General features: G+C 73.7%; 17 protein-coding genes and 1 pseudogene. 3 read left to right on the plus strand and 15 right to left on the minus strand.

Features of this window, described 5'->3' with window-relative positions; genetic code table 11:
• Positions 1-46 precede the first annotated feature (46 nt).
• From tmk to ABUW04_RS32250, 5 genes are all read right to left on the minus strand, one after another.
• Positions 47-3,565: a dTMP kinase gene (gene tmk / locus ABUW04_RS32230; RefSeq protein WP_380568030.1), complete on the minus strand. Its 3,519-nt coding sequence runs from the start codon at positions 3,563-3,565 to the stop codon at positions 47-49.
• Positions 3,566-3,766: 201 nt separating this feature from the next.
• Positions 3,767-6,628 carry a type I DNA topoisomerase gene (gene topA, locus ABUW04_RS32235; RefSeq protein ID WP_380568031.1) on the minus strand — a complete coding sequence of 954 codons (2,862 nt, stop codon included), beginning with the start codon at positions 6,626-6,628 and terminating at the stop codon, positions 3,767-3,769.
• Between the two features lie 463 nt (positions 6,629-7,091).
• Entirely contained in the window at positions 7,092-7,511 is a 420-nt protein-coding gene (locus ABUW04_RS32240; RefSeq protein WP_157623733.1) for a DUF3592 domain-containing protein, read from the minus strand.
• A gap of 146 nt (positions 7,512-7,657) precedes the next feature.
• Positions 7,658-9,286, minus strand: a complete 1,629-nt coding sequence (locus ABUW04_RS32245) for a DUF7059 domain-containing protein (RefSeq protein WP_380568032.1) — start codon at positions 9,284-9,286, stop codon at positions 7,658-7,660.
• A 25-nt stretch (positions 9,287-9,311) separates the two neighbouring features.
• Entirely contained in the window at positions 9,312-10,070 is a 759-nt protein-coding gene (locus ABUW04_RS32250) for a small secreted protein (protein WP_380568033.1), read from the minus strand.
• 219 nt (positions 10,071-10,289) lie between these two features.
• Here ABUW04_RS32250 and ABUW04_RS32255 point away from each other — a divergent pair, with 219 nt between their 5' ends.
• The gene (locus tag ABUW04_RS32255) at positions 10,290-11,177 is read left to right on the plus strand and encodes an alpha/beta fold hydrolase (RefSeq protein WP_380568034.1); all 888 of its coding nucleotides are present in this window, start codon (positions 10,290-10,292) and stop codon (positions 11,175-11,177) included.
• Between the two features lie 42 nt (positions 11,178-11,219).
• Here ABUW04_RS32255 and ABUW04_RS32260 read toward each other — a convergent pair whose 3' ends face one another.
• From ABUW04_RS32260 to bldG, 3 genes are all read right to left on the minus strand, one after another.
• A complete protein-coding gene (locus ABUW04_RS32260) occupies positions 11,220-13,667 on the minus strand; it encodes a sodium-translocating pyrophosphatase (RefSeq protein ID WP_084714156.1) in 2,448 nt (815 codons plus the stop codon).
• Between the two features lie 307 nt (positions 13,668-13,974).
• Positions 13,975-14,409 carry an ATP-binding protein gene (locus ABUW04_RS32265; RefSeq protein ID WP_030253932.1) on the minus strand — a complete coding sequence of 145 codons (435 nt, stop codon included), beginning with the start codon at positions 14,407-14,409 and terminating at the stop codon, positions 13,975-13,977.
• Between the two features lie 163 nt (positions 14,410-14,572).
• On the minus strand, positions 14,573-14,914 hold the full coding sequence (gene bldG / locus ABUW04_RS32270; protein WP_030253930.1) for an anti-sigma factor antagonist BldG: 342 nt from the start codon (positions 14,912-14,914) through the stop codon (positions 14,573-14,575).
• Between the two features lie 202 nt (positions 14,915-15,116).
• On the opposite strand from bldG, the gene ABUW04_RS32275 reads away from it, so the two are divergent.
• Positions 15,117-17,480: a DEAD/DEAH box helicase gene (locus ABUW04_RS32275; RefSeq protein WP_380568035.1), complete on the plus strand. Its 2,364-nt coding sequence runs from the start codon at positions 15,117-15,119 to the stop codon at positions 17,478-17,480.
• 62 nt (positions 17,481-17,542) lie between these two features.
• On the opposite strand, the pseudogene ABUW04_RS32280 reads toward ABUW04_RS32275, so the two are convergent.
• The 7 genes and pseudogenes from ABUW04_RS32280 to ssd form a co-directional block, all read right to left on the minus strand.
• Positions 17,543-17,872: pseudogene (locus tag ABUW04_RS32280) on the minus strand (Rv3654c family TadE-like protein); the annotation flags it as partial.
• A complete protein-coding gene (locus ABUW04_RS32285) occupies positions 17,872-18,261 on the minus strand; it encodes a TadE family type IV pilus minor pilin (RefSeq protein ID WP_380568036.1) in 390 nt (129 codons plus the stop codon). The gene ABUW04_RS32285 and the pseudogene ABUW04_RS32280, both read right to left, overlap by 1 nt.
• Positions 18,251-18,445 carry a DUF4244 domain-containing protein gene (locus tag ABUW04_RS32290; protein WP_232242140.1) on the minus strand — a complete coding sequence of 65 codons (195 nt, stop codon included), beginning with the start codon at positions 18,443-18,445 and terminating at the stop codon, positions 18,251-18,253. Before ABUW04_RS32290 ends, ABUW04_RS32285 begins: the two co-directional genes overlap by 11 nt.
• A 269-nt stretch (positions 18,446-18,714) precedes the next feature.
• Positions 18,715-19,500, minus strand: coding sequence for a type II secretion system F family protein (locus ABUW04_RS32295; protein ID WP_380568037.1), 786 nt, complete (start codon positions 19,498-19,500; stop codon positions 18,715-18,717).
• 23 nt (positions 19,501-19,523) lie between these two features.
• Positions 19,524-20,495 (minus strand): type II secretion system F family protein, encoded by a 972-nt coding sequence (locus ABUW04_RS32300; RefSeq protein ID WP_380568038.1) that lies wholly within the window; start codon positions 20,493-20,495, stop codon positions 19,524-19,526.
• The gene (locus ABUW04_RS32305) at positions 20,492-21,742 is read right to left on the minus strand and encodes a TadA family conjugal transfer-associated ATPase (RefSeq protein ID WP_380568039.1); all 1,251 of its coding nucleotides are present in this window, start codon (positions 21,740-21,742) and stop codon (positions 20,492-20,494) included. Before ABUW04_RS32305 ends, ABUW04_RS32300 begins: the two co-directional genes overlap by 4 nt.
• Entirely contained in the window at positions 21,739-22,866 is a 1,128-nt protein-coding gene (gene ssd, locus ABUW04_RS32310) for a septum site-determining protein Ssd (RefSeq protein ID WP_380568040.1), read from the minus strand. The genes ABUW04_RS32305 and ssd overlap by 4 nt, the downstream gene beginning before the upstream one ends.
• 448 nt (positions 22,867-23,314) lie before the next feature.
• Between ssd and ABUW04_RS32315 the strand changes: the two genes are divergently transcribed.
• The gene (locus ABUW04_RS32315; protein ID WP_380523630.1) at positions 23,315-24,178 is read left to right on the plus strand and encodes an HAD family hydrolase; all 864 of its coding nucleotides are present in this window, start codon (positions 23,315-23,317) and stop codon (positions 24,176-24,178) included.
• Positions 24,179-24,283: the final 105 nt, after the last annotated feature.

Consider the following 24,283-nt stretch of genomic DNA (forward strand, 5'->3'; position numbering starts at 1 on the left):
GTGGGACGAGCCTAACGGGCGGCACCGACAGCCCGGATCCGTTCGTTCAGCCCTTGCCCTTGCCCGGGCCGTCCTCGGGGCCTCCCGGCCGGCCCTCGGCTTCGCGGCCGTCCCACTGGGACCACTCGTCACGGGAACCGAGCAGTTCGTCAGTGAGGCTGGGCAGGTCGTCCAGCGGGGTGTCCTCGGCCCAGTCGTAGCGGCCGTGCGTGGGCGCCGGCGCGTCGGGGTCGACGACGGGCAGCTGACGGGTCCGCTCCACCGGCGAGACCGGCGGCTGCGGCGATCCGCCGTCCTGCGGGCGGAACAGCCACTCCGGGACCTTGTCCTGGACGCTCTCGTCGCTGCGCGGCCTGGCCGCCCGCCAGGACCTGGGCAGTTGGCGGGTCCGGTCGGGATCCTCCGGCTGCGGCAGGACTGCCGTCGGCTCGTCGGGAGAGGCCGGGTCCTGCGGGGCGGCCGGCTTCACGGCGGCACGCCCGCGGCGCGGCCTCGGGTCGTCGGTGATCCGGGGCAGCTTGGTGGTCTCGTCGGCGGCGGAGGTGGAGGCGGTCGTGGAGGACGCAGAAGCCGTCGGCGGGGTCGCCGGGGGCGTGGACGGCTTCGGCGGAGCCGCCTCGGCGGCGGCCGCAGCCGCGCGCTCGGCGTCGATCGCCTCGGCGCGACGGACCGCTTCGGCGCGCTCCTCCTCGCTGATGACCTGGGTGGGCTCCTCCGGCTCGACCGCAGCGGGCTTGGTGGCAGCGGGCTCGGCGCCAGTGGGCTGGGCGGCAGCGGGCTTGGCCGCAACCGGCTGGGCCGCAGCGGGCGCGGCCGTCCTGGACGCCGCCTCCTCGTCGGCCGCGGTGCCGGGCGTGGTGCCCTTGACGACCGGCATCCTGGTCGTCGCATCGCCGGACCCGGCGGTCGCAGCAGGCTTGGCGTCGCTGCCGGCACCGGCCGCCTCCGCCAGCGGGATCTCCCGGGTCTCCGCCTCCCGCGCCTCGGCGGCGGCGGCGAGCCTGGCCTCCTCGGCACGGCGCAGCGCGTCCTCCGCGCGGCGGCGCTCCTCGGCGCGCCGGACCTCGCGCTGCCGCTCCAGCTCGGCCAGCCGGGCCGCCTCGGCCTCGACCCTGCGGCGCTCCCTGGCCTCGGCCTCGCGGCGCTCCGCGTCCTCGGCCGCCCTGCGCGCCGCCTCCGCCTCGGCCTGCTTGCGGGCCTCCTCAGCAGCGAGGCGGGCGGCCTCGGCGGCCTTGCGGTCCTCCTCGGCCTGCCGGGCCTTCTCCTTCTCCTCTTCCTCCAGGCGCAGCCGCTCCAGCAGCGCCTGCTTCTCCCGCTCCGCCTTCTCGGCCTCGGCCTTCAGCCGGGCCTCCTCGGCGAGCCTGCGCTCCTCGGCCTCCCGGGCCAACCGTTCCTGCTCGGCGCGGGCGGCCCGCTCCTGCCCGGACAGCGGCAGCTCCCGGTCCAGCCGGTGCCGGATCGCGGTGCTGACGGAGGCGGGGGGCTGCGCGGCGTTGACGACCAGGTAGCGCACCGGGTCGGCGGCGGCAAGCGCCAGGAAGCCGGCGCGCACCCGGGCGTGGAAGTCCTCGGGCTCGGACTCCAGCCGGTCCAGCGCCTCGGTGAAGCGCTCGCGCGCCACGGCCGGGTCCAGGTCCAGCAGTACCGTCAGGTCGGGGACCAGTCCGTCGGTGGCCCAGCGCGAGATCCTGGCGACCTCGGTGGCCGCCAGGTCGCGTCCGGCGCCCTGGTAGGCGACCGAGGAGTCCAGGTAGCGGTCGGTGATGACGACGGCGCCGCGCTCCAGCGCCGGACGGATCACCGTGTCCACGTGCTCGGCCCGGTCCGCCGCGTACAGCAGGGCCTCGGCGCGGTGCGAGATGCCGGTGTTGCCGACGTCCAGCAGCATCGCGCGGAGCCGCTGGCCGATGGCGCTGCCGCCGGGCTCGCGGGTGACCACGACCTCGTGGCCCTTGCTGCGGATCCACTCGGCCAGGGCCTGCGCCTGGGTGGACTTGCCGGAGCCGTCGCCGCCCTCCAGGGCGATGAAGTAGCCGGTGCCGGCCCGGTGCGGGACCGTCACCGGGCCGCCGCGCAGCCCGTCCCAGACGTCCCGGCTCAGCGACGCGCTGGCCCGGCGGTCGTCGGTGCGCAGGAACAGGACGACCGCGAAGACCAGCAGCAGCAGGCCGACGACCGCGAGCGCCAGGCCCGCGCCGCCATGGTCGAAGTCGACCGAACCGGCGGTCTGCCGGCCGAAGGCCGCGGCCAGCAGCGGGGCCGCCAGCAGGCCCGCGGCCGCGGCGACCCTGACCATCGACCGCAGGTGCTCGGCCACCAGCGGCTGCCGGGCCTCCTCGGTCTCCAGGTCCAGCAGCACCCGGCCGGTGCGGACGGCGATCCCGGCGGCCAGGCCGGCGACGCCCACCAGCACCAGCGCCAGTACGAAGTCCGGGACCAGCCCGGCCAGCAGCAGCGCCAGCGCGGCTGTGCCCAGCGCCAGCGGCAGCAGCCGGCGGCGTCCCAGCACCGGCAGCACCGAAGCGGCGAGGTGCGCGCCCAGCGCGGGCATCGCCCCGGCGGCGAGCACCAGCAGTCCGAAGCCGACCGGCCCCGCGGAGAGGTCGTAGGCGTGCGGCAGGGCGATGCCGACGACCGACGCCATCGCGGCGACGGCCCCGGCGACCGCGAAGCTGAACATGACCGAACTGCCGGTACGGCCGCGCGGCCCCTGCGCGGAGGCGGCCCCGCCGGACTGCACGTCGGCGGGGGCCCGCAGCGCCGCCAGCGGGGAGCGCGGGGCGCTCGAACCCGCCGGGACGCCGGGCAGTTCCTCGAGGTAGAGCAGCACCGCGGCGGCGACCAGGAAACCGGCCGCGCCGAACGCCGAGACGGTGCCGACATGGTGGGCGAGCCAGTCGCCGCCCGAGGCGAGGCCGTTCTCGATCAGGCTGAACCCGGCCAGCGCCGCGGCGGCCAGCGGCAGCGCCGCATAGCCGGTCCGCCGGTCGATGTGGCGCAGCACCGGGGCCTGGTCGGCAACGGGGACGCCTGGCGCCGACGACGGCAGCAGCCGGGCCGCCACGGCCTCGCGGGCGATCGCGCCGATCCGCTCGGCCGCCCCCAGCACAAAGGCGCTGACGACCAGCCAGATCGCGGCGGTGGAGTGGACCCACACCGTCCAGAACGGGGCCACCCCGATCAGCACGGCGGCCAGCACGTCCGTCCCGAACAGGCTCCAGCGGCGGTCCGCCTTGTCCAGCAGCCGGTGCACCGGCCCCAGCAGCAGCACCCCGACCACCAGGGATGCGAGCAGTCGGGCGGCCAGCACGGCGGCGATCCCCAGCAGCGCGTGCCGGTAGATCTGCGCGGAGGACGACCCGGTCACCGCGACCTGGACCACCAGCACCACCAGGACCAGCAGCGCCAACCGGTCACCGACCGCGCCCAACAGCTGGGTGCGCCACAGCTTCTGGTACGAGCGCACGCGGAGCAGCGCGCCGGCCCGCTCCGGCAGGCTCCCGCCGGGGACGACGGTGAGCGGCGCTGTCGCGACAGGTTCGATGGGCTGCTCCGCACTGGTCATGTGCGCCAGCCTATCCGGAGGGCCGGACACCGAACGGACGTCCACCGTAAGTGCACGGGGTCATGACACATCTGTGACCCCAGTGCGACGCGGAGGGGGCGACGCGGAGGGGGCGACGCGGAGGGGGCGACGCGCGAGGGCGGCCGCGTCCTCAGGGACGGGGCCGCCCTCGGGCGCCGGTGCGGTTACTCCACCACTCCGCTACTCCGCCGAAGCAGAGGCCTTCTCGGCGACGGCCTTCTTCGCCGGAGCCTTCTTCGCGGCGGTCGCCGTGGTGGTCTTGGCGGCCGTCTTGGCCGCCGTCTTCTTCGCGGCGGTCTTCTTGACCGTGGTGGTCTTCTTGGCCGCCGTCTTCTTCGCCGGGGCCTTCTTCGCGGGAGCCTTCTTGGCGGTCTTCTTCACCGGGCCCTTGGCGCGCTTCTCGGCCAGCAGCTCGTAGCCGCGCTCCGGGGTGATCTCCTCGACGCTGTCGTCGCGGCGCAGCGTCGCGTTGGTCTCCCCGTCGGTGACGTAGGCGCCGAAGCGACCGTCCTTGACCACCACCGGACGCTCGCTGACCGGGTCCACGCCCAGTTCCTTCAGCGGCGGCTTGGCGGCGGCGCGTCCGCGCGCCTTGGGCTGGGCGTAGATCGCCAGCGCCTCGTCCAGGGTCACCGTGAACATCTGCTCCTCGTTCTCCAGGGAGCGCGAGTCGGTGCCCTTCTTGAGGTACGGGCCGTAGCGGCCGTTCTGCGCGGTGATCTCCACGCCCTCGGCGTCGGTGCCGACCACCCGGGGCAGGCCGAAGACCTTGAGCGCGTCCTCCAGGGTGACGGTGTCCAGGTTCATCGTGGACAGCAGCGACTGGGTCCGCGGCTTGACCGCGTTCTTGCCGGTCTTCGGCGTGCCCTCGGGCAGCACCTCGGTGAAGTACGGGCCGTAGCGGCCGTCCTTGGCCACGATCTCGTTGCCGCTGACCGGGTCCTGGCCCAGCTCGCGCACGCCGCTGGGCTTGGCCAGCAGTTCCTCGGCCAGTTCGACGGTGAGCTCGTCGGGGGCCAGCTCGTCCGGGACGTCGGCGCGCTGCTCGCCGCGCTCCACGTACGGGCCGTAGCGGCCGACGCGGAGCATGATGCCGCTGTCCTCGATCGGGAAGGAGCTGATCTCCCTGGCGTCGATCGCGCCCAGGTCGGTGACCAGTTCCTTGAGCCCGCCGAGGTGGTCGCCGTCGCCGTTGCCGGCGTCGGCGGCGGAGGAGGCCGCGGCGCCCTCGGCGGCCTCGCCATAGTAGAAGCGGCGCAGCCAGGGCACCGACTCGCCCTCGCCGCGGGCGATGCCGTCGAGGTCGTTCTCCATCTTCGCGGTGAAGTCGTAGTCGACCAGCCGGCCGAAGTGCTCCTCCAGCAGCCGGACCACGGCCAGCGCCAGGAACGACGGCACCAGCGCCGTCCCCTTCTTGAAGACGTAGCGGCGGGCCACGATGGTGTCGATGATCGCGGCGTAGGTGGAGGGACGGCCGATCTCGCGGTCCTCCAGCTCCTTGATCAGCGAGGCCTCGGTGAAGCGGGCCGGGGGCTTGGTGGCGTGGCCGTCGAGGTCGATCTCCTCGGCGCTGAGCGCGTCGCCCTCGGCGACCGGCGGCAGCCGGCGCTCACGGTCGTCCAGCTCGGCGTCCGGGTCGTCGCGGCCCTCGACGTAGGCCTTGAGGAAGCCGTGGAAGGTGATGATCTTGCCGGTGGCGGAGAACTCCGCGTCCCGGCCGTCGGACGAGGTTCCGGCCACCTTGACGGTGACGGACTGGCCGACCGCGTCCTTCATCTGCGAGGCGACGGTGCGCATCCAGATCAGCTCGTAGAGCCGGAACTCGTCGCCGCGCAGCCCGGTCTCGGCCGGGGTGCGGAAGCGGTCGCCGGAGGGGCGGATCGCCTCGTGCGCCTCCTGGGCGTTCTTGACCTTGGCGCTGTAGACCCGGGGCACGTCCGGCAGGTACTCGCGGCCGTAGAGCTGCTCGACCTGGGCCCGGGCGGCGCCGATCGCCGTCTCCGACAGCGTGGTCGAGTCGGTACGCATATAGGTGATGAAGCCGTTCTCGTACAGCTTCTGCGCCACGTCCATGGCCCGCTTGGCACCGAAGCCCAGCTTGCGCCCGGCCTCCTGCTGCATGGTCGTGGTGCGGAACGGCGCGTACGGGGAGCGGCGGTAGGGCTTGGCCTCGACGCTGCGGACCCGGAAGGCGGTGTCCGCGAGGGCTGCGGCCAGCGCGCGGGCGTTCTCCTCGTCCAGGTGCAGCACCTGGGCCTGGGCGGAGGCGGCCTTCAGCTGCCCCAGCGAGTCGAAGTCGCGGCCGGAGGCGACCCGGCGGCCGTCCACGGCGGAGAGCCGGGCGCCGAAGGTTCCGGGGTCGCCGCCCTGGGTGCCCTTACCCGACTCAAACACCGCAGTCAGGTCCCAGTAGGAGGCCGAGCGGAAGGCGATCCGCTCCCGCTCGCGCTCGACCACCAGGCGGGTCGCCACGGACTGGACCCGGCCCGCCGAGAGCTTCGGCATGACCTTCTTCCAGAGCACCGGGGAGACCTCGTAGCCGTAGAGGCGGTCCAGGATGCGGCGCGTCTCCTGGGCGTCGACCAGGCGCTGGTTCAGCTCGCGGGGGTTGTTGACGGCGGCCTGGATGGCGTCCTTGGTGATCTCGTGGAACACCATGCGGTGCACCGGCACCTTGGGGCGCAGCACCTCCTGGAGGTGCCAGGCGATGGCCTCCCCCTCGCGGTCCTCATCGGTGGCGAGGAAGAGTTCGTCGGCGTCCTTCAGCAGCGACTTGAGCTTGGCGACCTGGGACTTCTTGTCGGCGTTGACGACATAGATGGGCTCGAAGTCGTGTTCGACGTCGATACCGAGCCGGCGCACCTCGCCGGTGTAGCCGTCCGGCACCTCGGCGGCCGTGCCGGGGAGGTCGCGGATATGCCCGACGCTCGCCTCGACCACATATCCGGGGCCGAGATAGCCCTTGATCGTCTTCGCCTTGGCCGGCGACTCGACGATCACGAGTCGCTGACCTTCGCGTGCGGTCTCGCTGGTCGGGGACACCTTCGCTCTTCTCTCCCGGTCGAGTGGGGATGGTGGGGCCGCTCGCGTCGATGAAGCCCTGAGAGCGGAGTGTGACCGCACTCAGGTCCCCCTTGTCAAACGGACGAATCCCGATTTGTTGCCTGCGCCGTCCGACCGACGCCCCTCGAACGGTAACCCGACGGCAAGGGTTCCTGCCGTGCAGATCACCGCCAAAGGCTGGCCGAAAGCGGCCCACGGCAGCACACCGGCGGTTCAGAACGCCTGGTCGGAGCCGTTCCGGCGGCCCGGCGGCGCTGTCGGCGAACCACCCGCAGGTGACCGTCGACGGACAGACCGGACAAGCCGGATGATAGGACTGCGTCACCTCGGCGTGTCGGACAGGGGTCCACCTTCGGCGTGTTCTGCGGCCATCCGGCTGCACGCGAACCGATCGGTCTGGTACTCCGCCCCGGGGGCAGACCGGAGCAGCCCAGGCACGGTGCTAGAACGCGCCGACGAACAGCGCCACCCCGGAGCCGGCGAACGCCAGTCCCAGCAGCAGCCAGAAGACGTCGCTGCGGGACTGCCCGCCGCCCTCCACCGCCACCTGCTCCGGGGCGGCCGGGTCGTAGAAGACCGGGACCAGGGAGTCGACGGTCAGCCCGCTGGTCCGGCGGATGGTGGTCCAGCCGCGCGGGCGCGCCACCACCTCGCCGTGGCCGTCCACCAGGTAGCCGAGCACCGGGGCGGTGTCGGCATGGTCCGTGAGTCCGTCCGGATCGGGCAGCACCCTGGCCATCCCGGAGACACCGCTGCGCCGCAGCCGGCGGCGGATCCGGACCTCGCCGGCGCACCAGACCAGGACCCCGGCGCCGAACAGGGCGAACCACACCCCGGTGAACACGCTCAATGGAGTACCCACGCTGCTTCCCCGCCCCGCCCGTTCCAAGCCCAGTGGTCAATTCATACGAACGTCACACTGGCAGCGGTCCAGCAACGCCCGGCGCCCTACCGGCGTACGCCGGGCGGCGTGAGGGTGAACGGAGGCTCGGAGAACGGGGTGGCGGGTCAGCCCCGCGGATCCGGCTCGGCGGTGAGCGGCTCCAGGAAGCCCTGTTCGACCAGCATCCGGATCTGCTCCGGGGTGCGGTCCCGCAGCAGCACCGGGTCCTCCTCGATCAGGGCGGCGATGGCGTCCAGGATCTCCCCGGCCGTCAGCTCGCCGTCGCAGACGCCGACGAAGCCGGCCCCGACCGTGTCGACCTTGGTGGCCCGGCGCATCCCCCGGTTCTGACGCAGGATCACATGCTCGGGGTGCTCCGCGCCCGGGGCGCCGACCTGCTCCTGGACCACCTCCTCGGTGAGCCGGTAGCGGGTCGCCAGCAGGGCGGCGTCGTCGTGGCCGCGCAGGAAGTCCTGGCGGGCGAACCAGCCCTCGATGTGCGGGCCGAGCGGCTGCTCCACGGTGTGCGGCCACTCCTCCAGGTGCAGCACCGGGGTGCGGCCGGGCCCGGCGTCCCCGGCCGTGACCGGCTTGCGCAGGGTGATCCAGCCGAAGCCGACGCCCTCGACCTTGGCCGCCTCGAAGGCGTCCAGCCACTCCCCGTAGCGCCGGTCGTAACTCTCCCGCGACTCGCGGTGGTCGCCGCCATCGCGCAGCCACAGCTCGGCGTACTGGGTGACGTCCTGGACCTCGCGCTGCACCACCCAGGCGTCGCAGCCGGTGCCGGCGATCCAGCCGGACACCCGCTCGCGCCAGTCCTCGCCGCGCACATGCTGCCAGTTGGCGAGCAGCTGGCAGTACCCGCCCGGTTCCAGGTACTGCCCGGCCCCGGCGACCAGGCTGCGGCACAGCTCGTCGCCGTCCATGCCACCGTCGCGGTAGGTGAAACGACCGGACGGGGAGATCACGAACGGCGGGTTGGAGACGATCAGGTCGAAGGTCTCGCCGTCCCCCGCCGGCTCGAACAGGCTGCCCCGGCGGGTCTCCACCTGGGTCAGCCCGGACAGCGCCATGGTCAGCGCGGTGAAGTGCAGCGCACGCGGGTTGACGTCGGTGGCGACCACCTCGGCGCTGTGGCGGGCGGCGTGCAGGGCCTGCACGCCGGAGCCGGTGCCCAGGTCCAGCACCCGGCGCACGGGGCGGCGCACGGTGATGTTGGCCAGCGTGGTGGACGCGCCGCCCACCCCCAGCACCAGCTCCGAGCGGGGCACATCGCCCTGCTCGGCGCCGGCCCCGATACCGCCGGCCCCGCCGACGGCGCAGCCCAGGTCCGAGACGATCCAGGCGTCGGCGCCGCCGGCGTCGGTACGCCCCGCGATCTCGGCGGCGTACGGCCGCACGTCCACCGTGGCGCCGACCTCCTCCTCGCCGCTGCGCACCAGCCAGCCCCCGGCGAGGCAGTCCTCGACCGGCAGTGCCGCCGCCGCGGCCGCGTACGGCACCGGGCGCTGCAGCAGGAACAGCCGCAGCAGGGTCTCCCGGGGGCTGCCGCCGCCGGTGGCCCGGAGCGCGGGCACGGTCTCGCTGCGGGCGAGCGCGGAGTACGCGGCTGCGCCGAGCAGGTCCAGGCAGCCGTCGGCGGTGAAGTCCGCGGCGAGGAACGCCGCGCGGAGCCGACCCGCGAGCTCGGGGTCGTACGCCGGGCGCGGGGCGGCGGTGCTGGTGCTCGTGCTGGCACTGTTGCTGGTCGTCACGGGGCCATTGTCCCCCGCTGCGGGGTCAGTGGGCCGACGCTGAGGCCGACGGTTCGGTGGAGGACGAGGCGGAGGTAGAGGCGGACTTCGAGGCGGACTTCGAGGCGGAGGCAGAGGCGGAGGCCTTGGCGCCGGCCGACGCTCCGGCCGCGGCGCTGCCGCTGGGGCTCGCCGAGGCCGCGGACGAGGCTCCGCCGGTCGCCGCGCCCGCGGACGTCGCCGACGTCGCCCCCGCTGTCGCGCTCACGCTCTTGCAGCCCGGCTGCTTGGCGAGCGCGGTCCCCAGGTCACCGGTCTGCAGCTTCTGCAACGCCGCCGTGGACAGCTCAGCGAGCTGCTGCACCTGGTCGCTCACCCCCTTCAGCCCGGCCGCGAACTTGGCCTGGTCGCCGGACGGCAGGGACTGCACTGTCTGCTGCACCTTGGTGTAGCCGCCGGCTGCCTGGTTCAGCTCGGTGACCGCGTCCGCCTGCGTCTGGGCGCCGTTGTCCGTCGCGGGCGCGCCGGCCTGCTGCACGGCCTGGGCGATCCCGGTGTTGGCGGTGGCGAGCGAGCCGAAGTCGGCGGCCAGCCGGGCCTGCAGGGCCTTGGGCGTCTCCCCCGTCCTGACCGCCCCGGTGTCGGCGAGCGCGGTGTTGGACTGCTGCACCGGGGCCTGCAGTCCGCCGCAGACCGTCTTCGCCCAGGCGTCCAGCTTGGCCCCGTTGCCGCTGCTGCAGGCGGTGGCGCCCAACGCGAGCAGGGCGGCGGGGGCCGCGAGCCTCAGCCACTTCTTCGTCACCACGGGGTCCTCTCCATCACACGGGTCCTTGGGAACCTACACGGCGGGCGAGTGCGGACTGCCGGGAGGAGGTGATTTGTGGAGGTTCGGTGGGGAGTTGGGAGTCGCGGACGGGGGAAACGGGAAGGCTCCCGGCGTCGTCCCCCTGTCCTCCCGCCGTGGGCCCGACTACCGTACCGACCAGTCGGTCTGCCATATGCCAACCCTTCGGAGGTCGGACCCATGCCCCGTACCGCTGCCAACACCCAGGGCGTCGAGCTCGAGTACGACTGCTTCGGCTCCCCCGACGACCCGGTCCTGCTGCTGGTCATGGGCCTGGGCGCGCAGATGACGGCCTGGCCGGAGGGGCTGTGCGCGGCCATCGCCGCACGCGGCTTCCGGGTGGTCCGCTTCGACAACAGGGACGCCGGACTGTCCACCTTCATGGACGCAGGTCGGCAGCCCGACCTGGGGGCGATCCTGCACGGTGACCCCTCCAGCGCGCCCTACCTGCTCGGCGATATGGCCCTGGACGCGGTGTCGCTGCTGGACGCGCTGGGGGTGGACCGGGCGCACATCGTCGGCGCCTCGATGGGCGGCATGATCGTGCAGCAGCTGGCGATCGACCGTCCGGAGCGGGTGCTCAGCCTCTGCTCGATCATGTCGCTGCCCGGCGACCGGGTCAGCGGAGGGTCCACCCCCGAGGCCGGCGCCGTGCTGATGCGGGCCCGGCCGGAGAACCGGGAGGAGGCGATAGCCGTGGGGGTGTCGGCCTCGCAGGTGATCGGCTCGCCCGGCTACCCGGAGGACCCCGACGAGCTGCGCGAGCGGATCGCCGCCGCGCTGGAGCGGCAGAGCCGCTCGGACGGCTTCGGACGGCAGTTCGCGGCGATAGTGGCCTCGCCGGACCGCACGCCGGGACTGCGCGAACTGGACCTGCCGACGCTGGTGATCCACGGAGCGGACGACCCGCTGGTGGACCGCAGCGGCGGCGAGGCCACGGCCAAGGCCGTGCCCGGCGCGGAACTGCTGCTGGTGCCCGGGATGGGGCACAACCTGCCGGAGCCGCTCTGGCCGGAGGTGGTCGACGCCATCGCCGCGAACGCCGGGCGGGCCAAAGCCCTGGCGTAGGCGGCGACGGCGTCCGGAACGGCGTCCTGGACCGAGGGACCGTCAGGCGACGGCGGAGGGGGTGTGCGTGCTCTCCCCGTCGCCGTCCCCCTGCTTGACCACGGTGGCGACAGCCTCCGTCGGCTCCGCGCCGACGGCGATGCCGCGCCGCTTGGAGATCCACACCGCGGTGACGATCACCACGATGCAGAGCACCCCGATGCCGACCCGCAGGCCCACATTGGCGTCCTTGCCGAAGCTGAACTTCACGATGGCCGGGGCGACCAGCAGTGAGACCAGGTTCATCACCTTGAGCAGCGGGTTGATGGCCGGGCCCGCGGTGTCCTTGAACGGGTCGCCCACCGTGTCGCCGATGATGGTGGCCTCGTGGGCGGAGCTGCCCTTGCCGCCGTGGTTGCCCTCCTCCACCAGTTTCTTGGCGTTGTCCCAGGCGCCGCCGGAGTTGGCCAGGAAGATCGCCATCAGCGTGCCCGCTCCGATCGCCCCGGCCAGGTAGGAGCCGAGCGAGCCGACGCCGAGCAGGAAGCCCACCGCGATCGGGGCCAGCACCGCCAGCAGGCCGGGGGTGGCCAGCTCGCGCAGGGCGTCCCGGGTGCAGATGTCCACCACCCGCCCGTAGTCCGGGAGTTCGGTTCCCTCCATGATCCCGGGCTTGGTGCGGAACTGCTCCCGCACCTCAAACACCACCGAACCGGCCGAACGCGAGACCGCGTTGATGGCCAGACCGGAGAAGAGGAACACCACAGCCGCCCCGAGCAGCAGCCCGACCAGGTTGTTGGGCTGGGAGATGTCCAGGCTGAGGCTCAGGCCGTGGGCCGCCGGCCCCACCTGCGCCTCGGCGGTGGATATCGCGTCGGTGTAGGACCCGAACAGGGCCGTGGCCGCCAGGACCGCGGTGGCGATGGCGATGCCCTTGGTGATGGCCTTGGTGGTGTTGCCGACCGCGTCCAGCTCGGTCAGCACCTGGGCGCCCGCGCCGGTCACGTCGCCCGACATCTCGGCGATGCCCTGGGCGTTGTCCGAGACCGGGCCGAAGGTGTCCATGGCGACGATCACGCCGACGGTGGTCAGCAGTCCGGTTCCGGCCAGGGCGACCGCGAACAGCGCCAGGATCAGCGAGCCGCCGCCGAGCAGGTAGGCCCCGTACACGGCCGCGCCGATGACGACGGCGGAGTAGACGGCGGACTCCAGGCCGAGGGAGACACCGGCCAGGACGACGGTGGCGGGGCCGGTGAGCGAGCTCTTGCCGACGTCGGTGACCGGCCGCCGGTTGGTCTCGGTGAAGTAGCCGGTGAGCTGCTGGATCACCGCGGCCAGGACGATGCCGATGGCGACGGCGGCGAGCGCGAACACCCGCGGGTTGCCGCTGTGCTGGCTGATCGCCTCGGGGACGCCCTTGAGGTCGCTGAAGCGGCCCGGCAGGAAGGCGAAGACCGCCGCCACCACCAGGACCAGGGAGAACGCCGCGGAGATGAAGAAGCCCCGGTTGATGGCGGTCATCCCGCTGCGGTCCCGGCTGCGCGGGGAGACCGCGAAGATGCCCAGGACCGCGGTGATCACCCCGATGGCCGGGACGACCAGCGGGAAGGTGAGCCCGTCGTCGCCGAAGGCGGCCTTCCCCAGGATCAGCGCGGCGACCAGGGTGACCGCGTAGGACTCGAAGAGGTCCGCGGCCATGCCGGCGCAGTCGCCGACGTTGTCGCCCACGTTGTCGGCGATGGTGGCCGCGTTGCGGGGGTCGTCCTCGGGGATGCCCTGCTCGACCTTGCCGACCAGGTCGGCGCCGACGTCGGCGGCCTTGGTGAAGATGCCGCCGCCGACACGCATGAACATCGCCAGCAGGGCGGCGCCGAAGCCGAAGCCCTCCAGCACCTTGGCGGCGTTGTCCTTGTAGATCAGGACCACCAGGGCGGCCCCGAACAGGCCGAGGCCCACGGTGATCATGCCGACCACGCCGCCGGTGCGGAAGGCGATCCGCATGCCCTGGTGCGAGACGGCCCGGATGTCGGGCTCCTGCCCGGCGCCGGCGGGACTGTCGGGATCAGGGGTGGCGGCGCGGGCGGCGGCGGCGACCCGGACGTTGCTGCGTACCGCGAGCCGCATGCCGATGTAGCCGGTCAGGGCCGAGAACCCGGCTCCGACCAGGAAGAAGATGGAGCGTCCGATCCGCTGCGACCAGTTGTCGGCGGGCAGCAGGAGCAGCAGGAAGACCACCGCTGCGGCGAACACCCCCAGGGTGCGGAACTGCCGTGCCAGGTAGGCATTGGCGCCCTCCTGCACGGCAGCGGCGATGCGCTTCATGGACTCGGTGCCCTGGTCGGCGGCGAGGACCTGACGGACCAGCAGCCAGGCCACCCCGAGGGCGGCCAGGGCGATGACGGCGACGACGATCACGATGGTGCGGCCGCCGCCGGTGAGCACGGCCGAGACCGGCGCAGGGGCGGCGGATAGTGCGCTCGATGGAGCACCGGAGAAGATGAGCCCGGCCATTCGTCCTCCTTGACGTCTGGCTCGTGCGCCGGGCAGGGCTGTGGAGACGGTTGGGTCCACTCGGCGCGCGGGCGAGGTGGGGCCGTGTCTCTCCGACGGTGTTTCCGTGATGCCTGGTGTGACTTGTTGCAGACACGGCAGGCCGCGATTCTAGGAATCGCGGCCTGATCAAAACAGGGTGTGCGCAGCAATCAACGCGGAATGGTGCGGGAGTTGTCTCGTGGGACTCCTGAGGCAGCGTCAGGGAGGTGTGCGGGGCCGGACGTCAGGGCAGCGCGTCGCAGCGCGGTGTGTATCGGGCGGTGCGTCAGGGCAGCACCGGGTGGACGGCGACCGGCCAGCTCATCCTGACCACACCGCCGTTCTCGTCGCTGCCGATGTCCAGGTCGTCGACCAGACCGCTGATGACGGCCAGGCCCATCGCGGCCTCGGCCGCGTCCTCGCCGGCCGACCCGTCGATGGCGTGCGAGCCGGCTTCGGCCCCGGTGGCGCCGGGGACGCCGTCGCCCACCTCGATCAGGAACCGCTTCTCCTGCTCGACGAGTTTCACCCGGACGGCGTCGTCGATCCCGCTGCGCCGGTGCAGTCCGACCGCACGCGAGCAGGCTTCGCCCACGGCGAGGCGGACCTCGTCGAGGACGGACTCGTCCACTCCGGCCCGGCGGGCTACGGCGGCGGCAACCAGCCGCGCGGTCCGTACATGCTCCGGCAGGGCACTGAATCGGAGTTCGACGGTGGCCATGGCTGTATCCCCCTCGAAGAATCGTGTCGGCCTCGGAGAGCCGTGTCGGCGTGTTGTCGACACTGGTCCTGTCCGGGCCGGCCCGGGGTCCGGTCAGGGACCCCGGGAAGTCGCGACGAACCAGACCGCTCACGGCCTGTCACCAACGGCGGGAACCGGTGGATCAGTCGGTCGCGGCTACGGCCTCGTCCACGGAACTGTGGATGGGGAACACCTTGGTGAGCCCGGTGATACGGAAAATCTTGAGGATGCGCTCCTGGTTGCAGACCAGACGGAGCGAACCCTCATGGGCGCGTACCCGCTTGAGCCCTCCGACGAGGACGCCCAGCCCGGTCGAGTCCAGGAAGTCCACGCCTTCCATGTCCACGATCAGGTGGTAGTGACCCTCGTTGACGAGCTCGACGAGCTGCTCACGCAGCTTCGGCGCGGTGTACACATCGATCTCGCCCCCCACCTCGACGACCGTGCGGTCGCCAACGGTACGGGTCGACAGGGACAGGTCCACGGAACCTCCAGCACCTTGCTCTCACAGCATCACGCCCCCCGGGACGGGAGACGCACTGCAGCGATGGCATCGTTGCGATTCTTGGCCGACGGAGGGGCAGACGCCCCGATGCACGGCCGCGATGGCATTCAACCACTTACGACCAGCGCAGCACGACGCCTTGAGGCGAATCTCCACCGGTGTGATGACAGACTGACTGCCGATGAAGCCGCTTCCGGACCCGCCCGCGGCCGTTCTCGACAGGCTCACGGGAGCCCGAGGACGGCAAGATCGGCTCACTCATACGGAGCACCTGCCCGCCCGTCCCGCCCGCTATGCGGACTGGCCGCAAGAAATTCGTCCGGAAATCGCCGTTGCCGTCGAGGGCATCGGAATCGCCCGTCCCTGGACACATCAGGCAGAAGCGGCGAGTCTGGCTATCAGCGGACAAAATGTGGTAATCGCCACAGGAACCGCCTCGGGCAAGTCGCTCGGCTACCTCGCCCCGGTCCTCAGCACCCTGCTGGACGGCACCGAGGCGCCCAACGGGCGCGGGGCGACCTGCCTCTACCTCTCCCCGACCAAGGCACTGGCCGCCGACCAGCTACGCCGTCTGGGCGAGTTGCGCAAGGCCGGGGCCGGCGGTCTCGACCTGGTCCGCGCCGCCGCCTACGACGGGGACACACCGTTCCAGGAGCGGGAGTGGGTGCGCCAGTACGCCTCGCTGGTGCTGACCAACCCGGACATGCTGCACCGGGGCATACTCCCGGCCCACACCCGCTGGGCCTCCTTCCTGCGGGCACTGCGCTATGTCGTCATCGACGAGTGCCACACCTACCGCGGCGTCTTCGGCTCCCACGTCGCCCAGGTGCTGCGCAGGCTGCGCCGGCTGTGCGCCCGGTACGGCAGCGAACCGGTGTTCCTGCTGGCCTCCGCCACCGCGGCCGACCCCGGACGGACCGCCGGACGGCTGACCGGACTGCCGGTGGCCGAGGTCACCGAGGACGGCTCGCCGCGCGGCGAGACCGTCTTCGCCCTCTGGGAGCCGCCGCTGACCGAGCTCCAGGGCGAGCAGGGCGCTCCGGTCCGCCGCTCGGCCACGGCCGAGGCCGCCGACCTGCTCACCGACCTGGTCCTGGACCAGGTCCGCAGCGTGGTCTTCGTCCGCTCGCGCCGGGGGGCCGAGCTGGTGTCGGTGATCGCCCAGGAACGGCTGGCCGAGGCCGCCGGGTACACCACCGCCCGCCGGGTGGCCGCCTACCGGGGCGGCTACCTGCCGGAGGAGCGCCGGGCCCTGGAGCGGGCCCTGCACTCCGGCCAGCTGCTCGGCCTAGCCGCCACCAGCGCCCTGGAGCTGGGCGTGGACGTGGCCGGGCTCGACGCCGTGCTGCTGGCCGGCTACCCGGGCACCAGGGCCTCGCTGTGGCAGCAGGCCGGACGGGCCGGACGGTCCGGCCAGGGCGCGCTGGCCGTCCTGATCGCCCGCGACGACCCGCTGGACACCTACCTGGTGCACCATCCCGACTCCCTCTTCCGCCAGCCGGTCGAGTCGACCGTGCTGGACCCCGACAATCCGCACGTGCTCGCCCCGCACCTGTGCGCGGCCGCCGCCGAGCTCCCGCTGACCGACTCCGACCTGGAGCTCTTCGGCCCCTCCACCGCGCCGCTGCTGCCGCAGCTGGAGCGGCGCGGGCTGCTGCGGCAGCGCCCCGGCGGCTACTTCTGGACCCGCCGGGAGCGGGCCGCGGACGCGGTGGACATCCGGGGCGGCGGCGGGGACCCGGTGCGGATCGTGGAGGCCGACACCGGACGCCTGCTCGGCACCGTGGACGCCGGGTCCGCGCACACCTCGGTGCACACCGGGGCGGTCCATCTGCACCAGGGCCGGACCTACCGGGTCCGCGAGCTGGACCTGGAGGACTCGGTCGCCCTGGTCGACGAGGCCGACCCGCCGTACAGCACCGTCGCCAGGGACACCACGTCCATCCGGGTGCTCGACACCGACCGTGAGGTGGCCTGGGGCGAGGCCACGCTCTGCTTCGGCTCGGTCGAGGTCACCAACCAGGTGGTCTCCTTCCTGAAGCGCCGACTGATCACCGGCGAGGTGCTCGGCGAGACCAAGCTCGACCTGCCGCCGCGCACCCTGCGCACCCGGGCCGTGTGGTGGTGCGTGACGGACGGTCAACTGGAGGACGCCGGACTACTGCCGGAGGAGCTGCCCGGGGCGGCCCACGCCGCCGAGCACGCCTCCATCGGCCTGCTGCCGCTGTTCGCCACCTGCGACCGCTGGGACATCGGCGGCGTCTCGGTGCCGCTGCACCCCGACACCGGGCTGCCCACGGTCTTCGTCTACGACGGCCACCCGGGCGGCGCGGGCTTCGCCGAGCGCGGTTTCCAGCGGGCCGAGGAGTGGCTCGGCGCCACCCTGGCCGCCATCACCGCCTGCGAGTGCGAGCGCGGCTGCCCGTCCTGCATCCAGTCCCCGAAGTGCGGCAACGGCAACGAACCGCTGGACAAGGGCGGAGCGATCCGGCTGCTGCGGCTGCTGCTGGCCGGGAGCACCGCGCCGGGGGCCGAGTCGATGTAGACCGGTCCGGCCCGGGCCCGGCCCCGGGCCGGCGGCAGCCCTGGGAAGAGGTTCCCGGCCATCGGGACCTCGACGGAGACCTCGACCGCGTCCTCGCCACCGTCGGCCTGCACCGCGCAGCTCAGCATCCGGGCGTGCTGGGCCGCGGCGATCCTGGCCGCCTCGGCACAGGCGCCCTCCGGCTGCCAGAGCAGCTTCCCGGCCGCCGCCAGCGCCGCCAGATCGGCCGCCGCCCCGGCCCGGTGCCGCGCGGTGACGGCCGCGCCGAGCCCCAGCGCGGCCACCAGGACACAGCCACCGAGGGTGAGCAGCGCGACCAGCCAGATCGAGGCCGACCCGGCGTCAGAACGCCCGCGCCGAGGGGCGATGGTGCGAAGGATCCCAGCGGCCATCACCGGTCACCTTCGCCCGTGGTCCCCGGCTCGCGCACCGCCGAGGCCGTCGCCGCGACGTCGATCGCCAGCAGCCCGCCGAGCCCGCCCGGCGCCCGGGAGGTGGCCGAGACCCGGACGCTGACGGTGTCCCCGCCCTCGCTGACGGAGACCGTCGCGCCCCGGGGTCCGGCGTTGCGGGCGGCGTCCAGCACCCGCCCCTGCGGATCGCCGCGAGCCGCGGCCCGCGCCCCCTCCCGGGCCGCGTCCACGCAGCGCAGCTGCGCCGCCCCGACCAGCACCCCCCACACCAGCACCCCGGTGAGCAGCACCAGGACCGGCAGGGCCACCGCGGTCTCCGCCGTCACGAAGCCCTCGTCCCGGGCCCCCGCCGCCGGTTCAGACCGCACCGAGGGCTCGCCTGATCAGGCCCTGCAAGGCCGACGAGACCGCTCCGCTCGTCACGACCTTGTAGAGCAGCGCGGCGAAGCCGCAGGCCGCGACGGTTCCCACGGCGTACTCCGCCGTGGTCATCCCGGCGTCGGGGCCCCGCCGGGCCGCCCGTTGCCGGAGCCGGTGGACCCCGCAGAGCAGCCAGGCCTGGGCCACCGCCACGGCGAGCAGCAGCAGCGCCCGGACCCGGCGGAGGCAGTACCCGGCGACGGGCACGAACGGCGCCCCGGGCGCGGCGAAGGTCTCGTCGAACACCGTGTCGAAGCGGTGTCCGGGTGCGGCGAGGACGGCGGTGTCACTCATGAGTGGTTCTCCTTGCATGGGTCGGTCTGCATCGGTTGGTCTGCATCGGTTGGTCTGCATGGGTCGGTTGGAATGTCTCTGCTGTTTGACGTCGTGTCAGTAGCCGCTCAGATCCGCAGCAGGAAGCTGCCGGCCAGGCCGGTCACCACCGGCACCACCCCGACCAGGACGAAGGCCGGCAGGAAGCACAGCCCGAGCGGGGCCGCGGCCAGCACTCCGGCCCTGCGCACCCGGCCCTGCGCGGCGGTGGCAGCCGCCGCCCGGCTTCCCTCGGCGAGCCTGGCCAGGCCGGCTGCCGGGGGTGCGCCGCTGGCGGCCGCCCGGGCCAGGCAGCGGGCCAGCGGCGCCAGCTCGGGCTCCGCGCCGAAGCGCCCCCAGCTCTCCTCCGCGTCCGCGCCGGTACGGATCTCTGCGGCGACCGTGGCCAGCCGGCCCGCCATCGGCTCGCCGACCGCTTCGGCCACCGCCTCCGCCGCCTCGGCCGGGGCGCACCAGGAGGCCAGGCAGCCGGCCAGTAGATCGGCGGTGAGCGGTACCTGCGCGCACAGCGCGGCCCGTTCACGCCGGCGCAGGCGCTGCTGCGGCGAGGACGGCTCCGGCAGGTAGCGGTGTCCGGCCGCCCCGGCCAGCACCCCGAGCAGCAGCCCGGTCAGCCCGGCCACCGAGAGGGCCAGGGCCGCCCCCAGCAGCAGCGCGGTGCCCGTCCTGAGCTGCCCCGGTGTGGGGCGCCGCCGCGGACCCGCACGGGCCCGTCCAGGCCGTTCCAGCGGCACCCCGGCCGCCCTCGCCCTGCCCCGGCACCGACGGAGGGCCCGGCTCCGCCGAGCCCCCAGCAGGCCCGCCGTCCCCCCGCTCAGCAGTGCGGCCGCGATCTCGATCCCCTGTGCTCCCACCGTTGCTGACCTCCTCCGCTCGACTACGCCGGTACGGCTTCCGCGCCGCCGGCGATCCGCGCCGTCCAGGCCAGCCCGGCCCACTCCAGCAGCGCTCCGCCGAACAGGCAGACCAGCCCGCCGGGGGTGTGCAGCAGCATCCGCAGCGGATCGGCGCCCAGGGCGATGCCGAGCAGCAGGCCGAACAGCGGCAGCGCCGCCAGCAGCCCGGCCGTGGACCGAGGACCGGCCAGCTCCGCCCTGATGCTCTCGGCCAGCGACCGCTCGGCACGCAGCCCCTCGGCGACCCGGTCCAGGCCGTCCGCCAACCCCGCGCCGCTGGACGAGGACACCTGCCAGCAGGCAGCGATCCCGGCCGCCCCTTCGGCCCCGGGGAGTTCCGCCAGCGCCTGGAACGCCTCCGGGACGCTCCCGCCGTAGCGCACAGCGGCCAGCAGCACGGTGCAGTCGAGCGCCTGCGCCTCCGGGACGGTGCCGTCCGACACCGCCGTCTCCACCGCCTGGTTCGGTGTCGCCCCGGTGCGCAACTCCCCCGCCAGCGCGGCGCACAGCCCCACCACCGCCCGTCGGCGGCTCTCCTCCAGTCGTGCCCCCCGCCGTCGGCGGCGCAGCCGTATCGCCGGGACGACCGCGCCTGCCGCCACCACCGCCACCAGCGGCGAGTGCGTCGGCCAGGCCGCCAGCAGCCCGAGCGGGAGCAGCAGCAGTTCCGGCGGCGGGCGCGTCCCTCCGCGCGGCTTCATCCCCAGCCTGTGGACGAGCCCGCGCTCCGGCCTAGGGGACTGCTGCGAGCGGGGGAACAACCACCCCTGCCGCCGCCGGGTGACATCGCGCTCGGCCAGGCGCCAGGCGCCCCAGCCCAACAGGCAGAGCAGCGCTCCGGCCGCGGTGGCCCGCAACACCGGCGCCGGCAGCCCGAGCACCGCCGCGGCCGCACCGGTCCACTCCGCCGTCGCCCCCGACCCGTATTCGAGTCCGTATCCGAGTCCGCTCATGACACCGTCCCTCCATCGATCCCGCTGTCGATCCCGCCGCCTCCGCCGCACATCCAGGCCAGCCGCGCCCAGGCGGGGCCCTCGCGCATCCGGCCGTCCGGGCCGAACACCGCCGCGGTCTCGGTGCCGACCAGCCCCTCCGGGCCCCGGGTGAACAGCCCGATCTCGGCCACCCTGCGCCGCCCGTCCGGGCCGCGGACCAGATGGACGACCGCGTCCAGGGCGGCGCCGAGCCTGCTGTGCAGCCCGGCGCGGTCCAGGCCGGCCCCGGCCGCCAGCGCCTCCAGCCGGGCCGGGACATCGGCCACGGAGTTGGCGTGAACCGTTCCGCTGCCGCCCTCATGACCCGTGTTCAGGGCGGCCAGCAGCTCCAAAATCTCGACGCCACGGACCTCGCCCACAACCAGCCGGTCCGGCCGCATCCGCAGCGCCTGCCGGACCAGGTCGCGGAGGTCGACCGCGCCGGCGCCCTCCTGGTTGGGCAGCCGGGCCTCCAACCGGACAACATGCGGATGGTCCGGTCGCAGCTCGGCCGAGTCCTCGACGACGACCAGCCGCTCGGCCGGCCCCACCAGCCCGAGCAGCGCCGCGAGCAGCGTGGTCTTGCCGCTGCCGGTACTGCCGCTGACCAGGTAGGACAGCCGGGCCTGGACCATGCCCCGGAGCAGCGCCGCCCCCTGTTCGGTGACCGTTCCTGCGCCGACCAGTTCGGGCAGGGTGAACGCCCTGGACCTGCTGGTGCGCAGCGAGATGTGGGTGCAGCCGACCGCGACCGGCGGCAGCACGGCGTGGAACCTGGTCCCGCCGGGCAGCCTGGCGTCGGCCCAGGGTCTGGCGTCGTCCAGCCGCCGGCCCGCCGCGGTGGCCAGCCGTTGGGCCAGCCTGCGCACCGCCTGCCGGTCCGCGAAGCGGATGCCGGGTACCGGTTCCAGGCCCGCACCCCGGTCCACCCAGACCTCGTCCGGGCCGTTCACCAGGACGTCGGTGACCCTGGGGTCACTGAGCAGCCGGTCCAGCGGGCCCGCGCCGACCATGTCCGAGCGCAGCTGCCGCACCAGTTCCAGCACCTCGGCGTCCCCGTAGGGCCGCCCCTGCGCCCGCAGTGCCTCGGCCACCCGGCTGGTGGTGGGCTCGGCGCCGGCCTCGGCGAGCCTCAGCCGGACCGCGTCCAGCAGCCCGGCCGTCCGGGCGTACGGCGAGTCCGCGGCCCTCGGCCCGGCCCCACTGACTGGCCTCCCCGAGCTCATGCGGCCGACCCGCTGCCGGCCAAAGCCTCCGTCAGGAAGGCGGAGCAGAACCGGCCGAGCGGCCCTCTGGCCCGCAGGCCGGGCGGTCGCCCGCGCTCCAGGTCGGCGACCAGGCCCGGCTCGGCGGCGAGCTCGCCGGCGAGCGGCAGCCGCAGCCCCCGGGCGATCTCGGCGCCGTCCATCCCGCTGGGGGCGGGGCCGCGGACCACCGCCCGGAGGTCGGACAGCCGCATCCGCGCGGCCGCCGCAACCCGTGCCGACGCCGCCATCGCCCGCAGCTCCGCCGGGATCACCAGCAGCCCCAGATCGGTCTGGTCCAGGGCCTCACCGGCCGAGTCGTCGATCCGGCGGGGAAGGTCCAGCACCACCACCCCGCCGCGTCTGCGGGCCGCGCCGAGCACCGTCCGCATCGCCTCGGGCGGGATGGTGAGCGCGTCGCCGCGGTCCCAGCTGAGCGCGGACAGGGCGTGCAGCCTGGGCAGCGAGCGCTCCAGCTCCACCGCGTTCACCCGGCCCCGGGAGCCGGCCAGGTCGGGCCAGCGGAGCCCGACCGCCGCCTCACCGCCGAGCAGGACGTCGAGTCCACCGCCCAGCGGGTCGCCGTCGATGAGCACCGCCCGCATCCCCTCCCGGGCGGCGGTCACCGCCAGGGCGCAGGCCAGGGTGGAGGCACCGGCGCCGCCCCTGCCGCCGAGCACCGCGACGGTGAGCGCCTGCACGCCCACCCCCTCGGCGGCGTCGGCGATCCGGTCCAGCAGCCAGGACTCCGCGTCCGGCAGGAAGACCACCTGCCGGGCGCCGATCACCACGGCCCGCCGCCAGACGTCGACATCGTCCAGGTCGTCCCCGACCAGCAGGACGTCGGACCGGCGGCTGAGGCCGGCCATCCGGTCCGCGACATCGTCGCCGACCACCACCAGCGGGGCGGACTCCCACAGCTGACGCGGCGGCGGGGCACCGCAGACCAGCTGCGGCTCGGCGCCGGCGGCCGCGCAGATCCGCAGCAACTGCTCGATCAGGCGCTCGTTCTCGGTGACCAGCAGCGGCCCCGGGGCGAGCCCCTCGGTCCGGCTCGCGGGCCCCGTCTCCCCCGTCGGTGGTTCCGCGGACGACGTCCCGGCCATGACAGCCTCCCCGTGCTCTGGAGCGGTGCGCCGCGCGGGGTGTCCGGCCGCGCGGATTGCTTCGTGACAGCAACGGTGCCGCTTTTACGGAAGGGGGCCGGACAAAGTGCCGTGAACTGTGGAGAACTCGGAGGGTGTGGAAAATCCGACCACTCCGGCGAATGACTTATGCGGCGTCAGATTGACATAACAGCCGGAAAGAGCCCACTGCGGCCGCCATCAGCAGCCCTATCGGGAAGGCCATCGGGACCACCATCTGAAAAGGTGCCCGGACATGCGACGACCCCCGCCGGGGGGAGAGCGGGGGTCGTCCTCCACAGCCTGACTCGGGGGGGAGGAGCCAGACCGGGGCAGCACGGTCGCGAACGAGCCGTGACTTCCATGGTGTACCCGAGCCCCTTCTCAAGCAAACCCACGCGCCTGCCCTTGGGCCGAATGGTGGGCGCATATCCTCGTCCTTGTGGACAACCACCGGCAGCCCTCGCCCACGCCCTCGTTCCAGCCGCCCAGGCCGCTGCGGACCGCCGCGTTCTTCGACCTCGACAAGACCGTGATCGCCAAGTCCAGCGCACTCGCTTTCAGCCGCCCGCTGTACCGCGGCGGCCTGATCAACCGTCGCGCCGTCCTCAAGAGCGCCTACGCCCAGTTCGTGTTCCTGGCCGGCGGCGCCGACCACGACCAGATGGAGAAGATGCGCGAGTACCTCTCCTCGCTGAGCCGCGGCTGGAACGTCCAACTGGTCCGGGAGATCGTCGCGGAGACCCTGCACGACCTGATCGACCCGCTGATCTACGACGAGGCGGCCTCGCTCATCGAGGAGCACCACCTGGCCGGCCGCGACGTGGTCATCGTCAGCAGCTCGGGCTCCGAACTGGTCGAGCCCATCGGGGAGATGCTCGGCGCCGACCATGTCATCGCGACCCGGATGGCCGAGGCCGACGGCTGCTACACCGGCGAGATCGACTTCTACGCCTACGCCGGGAACAAGGCGAGCGCGATCCGCGAGCTGGCCGCCGTCGAGGGCTACGACCTGGAGCACAGCTACGCCTACAGCGACTCGATCACCGACCTGCCGCTGCTGGAGGCCGTGGGCCACCCCTTCGCGGTCAACCCGGACCGGTCGCTGCGCCGCGAGGCGACGGCCAGGGAGTGGCCGGTGCTGGTGTTCGACCGCCCGGTCCAGCTGAAGCAGCGGAGCCCCGGCCTGCGGGTCAGCAGCCGCCCGGTGCTCGCCGCAGCCGCGGTGGGCGCGGCCGCCACCGCCGCGGGCATCGTCTGGTACGCGGCCCGCCGCCGCAGCGCGACCGCCTGACCCGGCAGACCCCCCGATCCGGCAGACCAGGCCGACCTTCTGACCAGGCTGTTTCCAGGAAAAGAGAGCCCCCGAGTTCCGCTTTGCCCGAAACAGGACTACAAA

The organism is Streptacidiphilus jeojiensis (assembly GCF_042510965.1).
Classification (GTDB): domain Bacteria; phylum Actinomycetota; class Actinomycetes; order Streptomycetales; family Streptomycetaceae; genus Streptacidiphilus; species Streptacidiphilus jeojiensis.

Bases quoted from the DNA above. Each gene is read 5' to 3' on its own strand.
- ABUW04_RS32255 (WP_380568034.1), top strand. From the start codon at position 10,290: ATGCCCCGTACCGCTGCCAACACCCAGGGCGTCGAGCTCGAGTACGAC.
- tmk (WP_380568030.1), bottom strand. From the start codon at position 3,565: ATGACCAGTGCGGAGCAGCCCATCGAACCTGTCGCGACAGCGCCGCTC.
- ABUW04_RS32275 (WP_380568035.1), top strand. From the start codon at position 15,117: ATGAAGCCGCTTCCGGACCCGCCCGCGGCCGTTCTCGACAGGCTCACG.
- ssd (WP_380568040.1), bottom strand. From the start codon at position 22,866: ATGGCCGGGACGTCGTCCGCGGAACCACCGACGGGGGAGACGGGGCCC.
- ABUW04_RS32260 (WP_084714156.1), bottom strand. From the start codon at position 13,667: ATGGCCGGGCTCATCTTCTCCGGTGCTCCATCGAGCGCACTATCCGCC.
- ABUW04_RS32305 (WP_380568039.1), bottom strand. From the start codon at position 21,742: ATGAGCTCGGGGAGGCCAGTCAGTGGGGCCGGGCCGAGGGCCGCGGAC.
- ABUW04_RS32265 (WP_030253932.1), bottom strand. From the start codon at position 14,409: ATGGCCACCGTCGAACTCCGATTCAGTGCCCTGCCGGAGCATGTACGG.
- ABUW04_RS32300 (WP_380568038.1), bottom strand. From the start codon at position 20,495: ATGAGCGGACTCGGATACGGACTCGAATACGGGTCGGGGGCGACGGCG.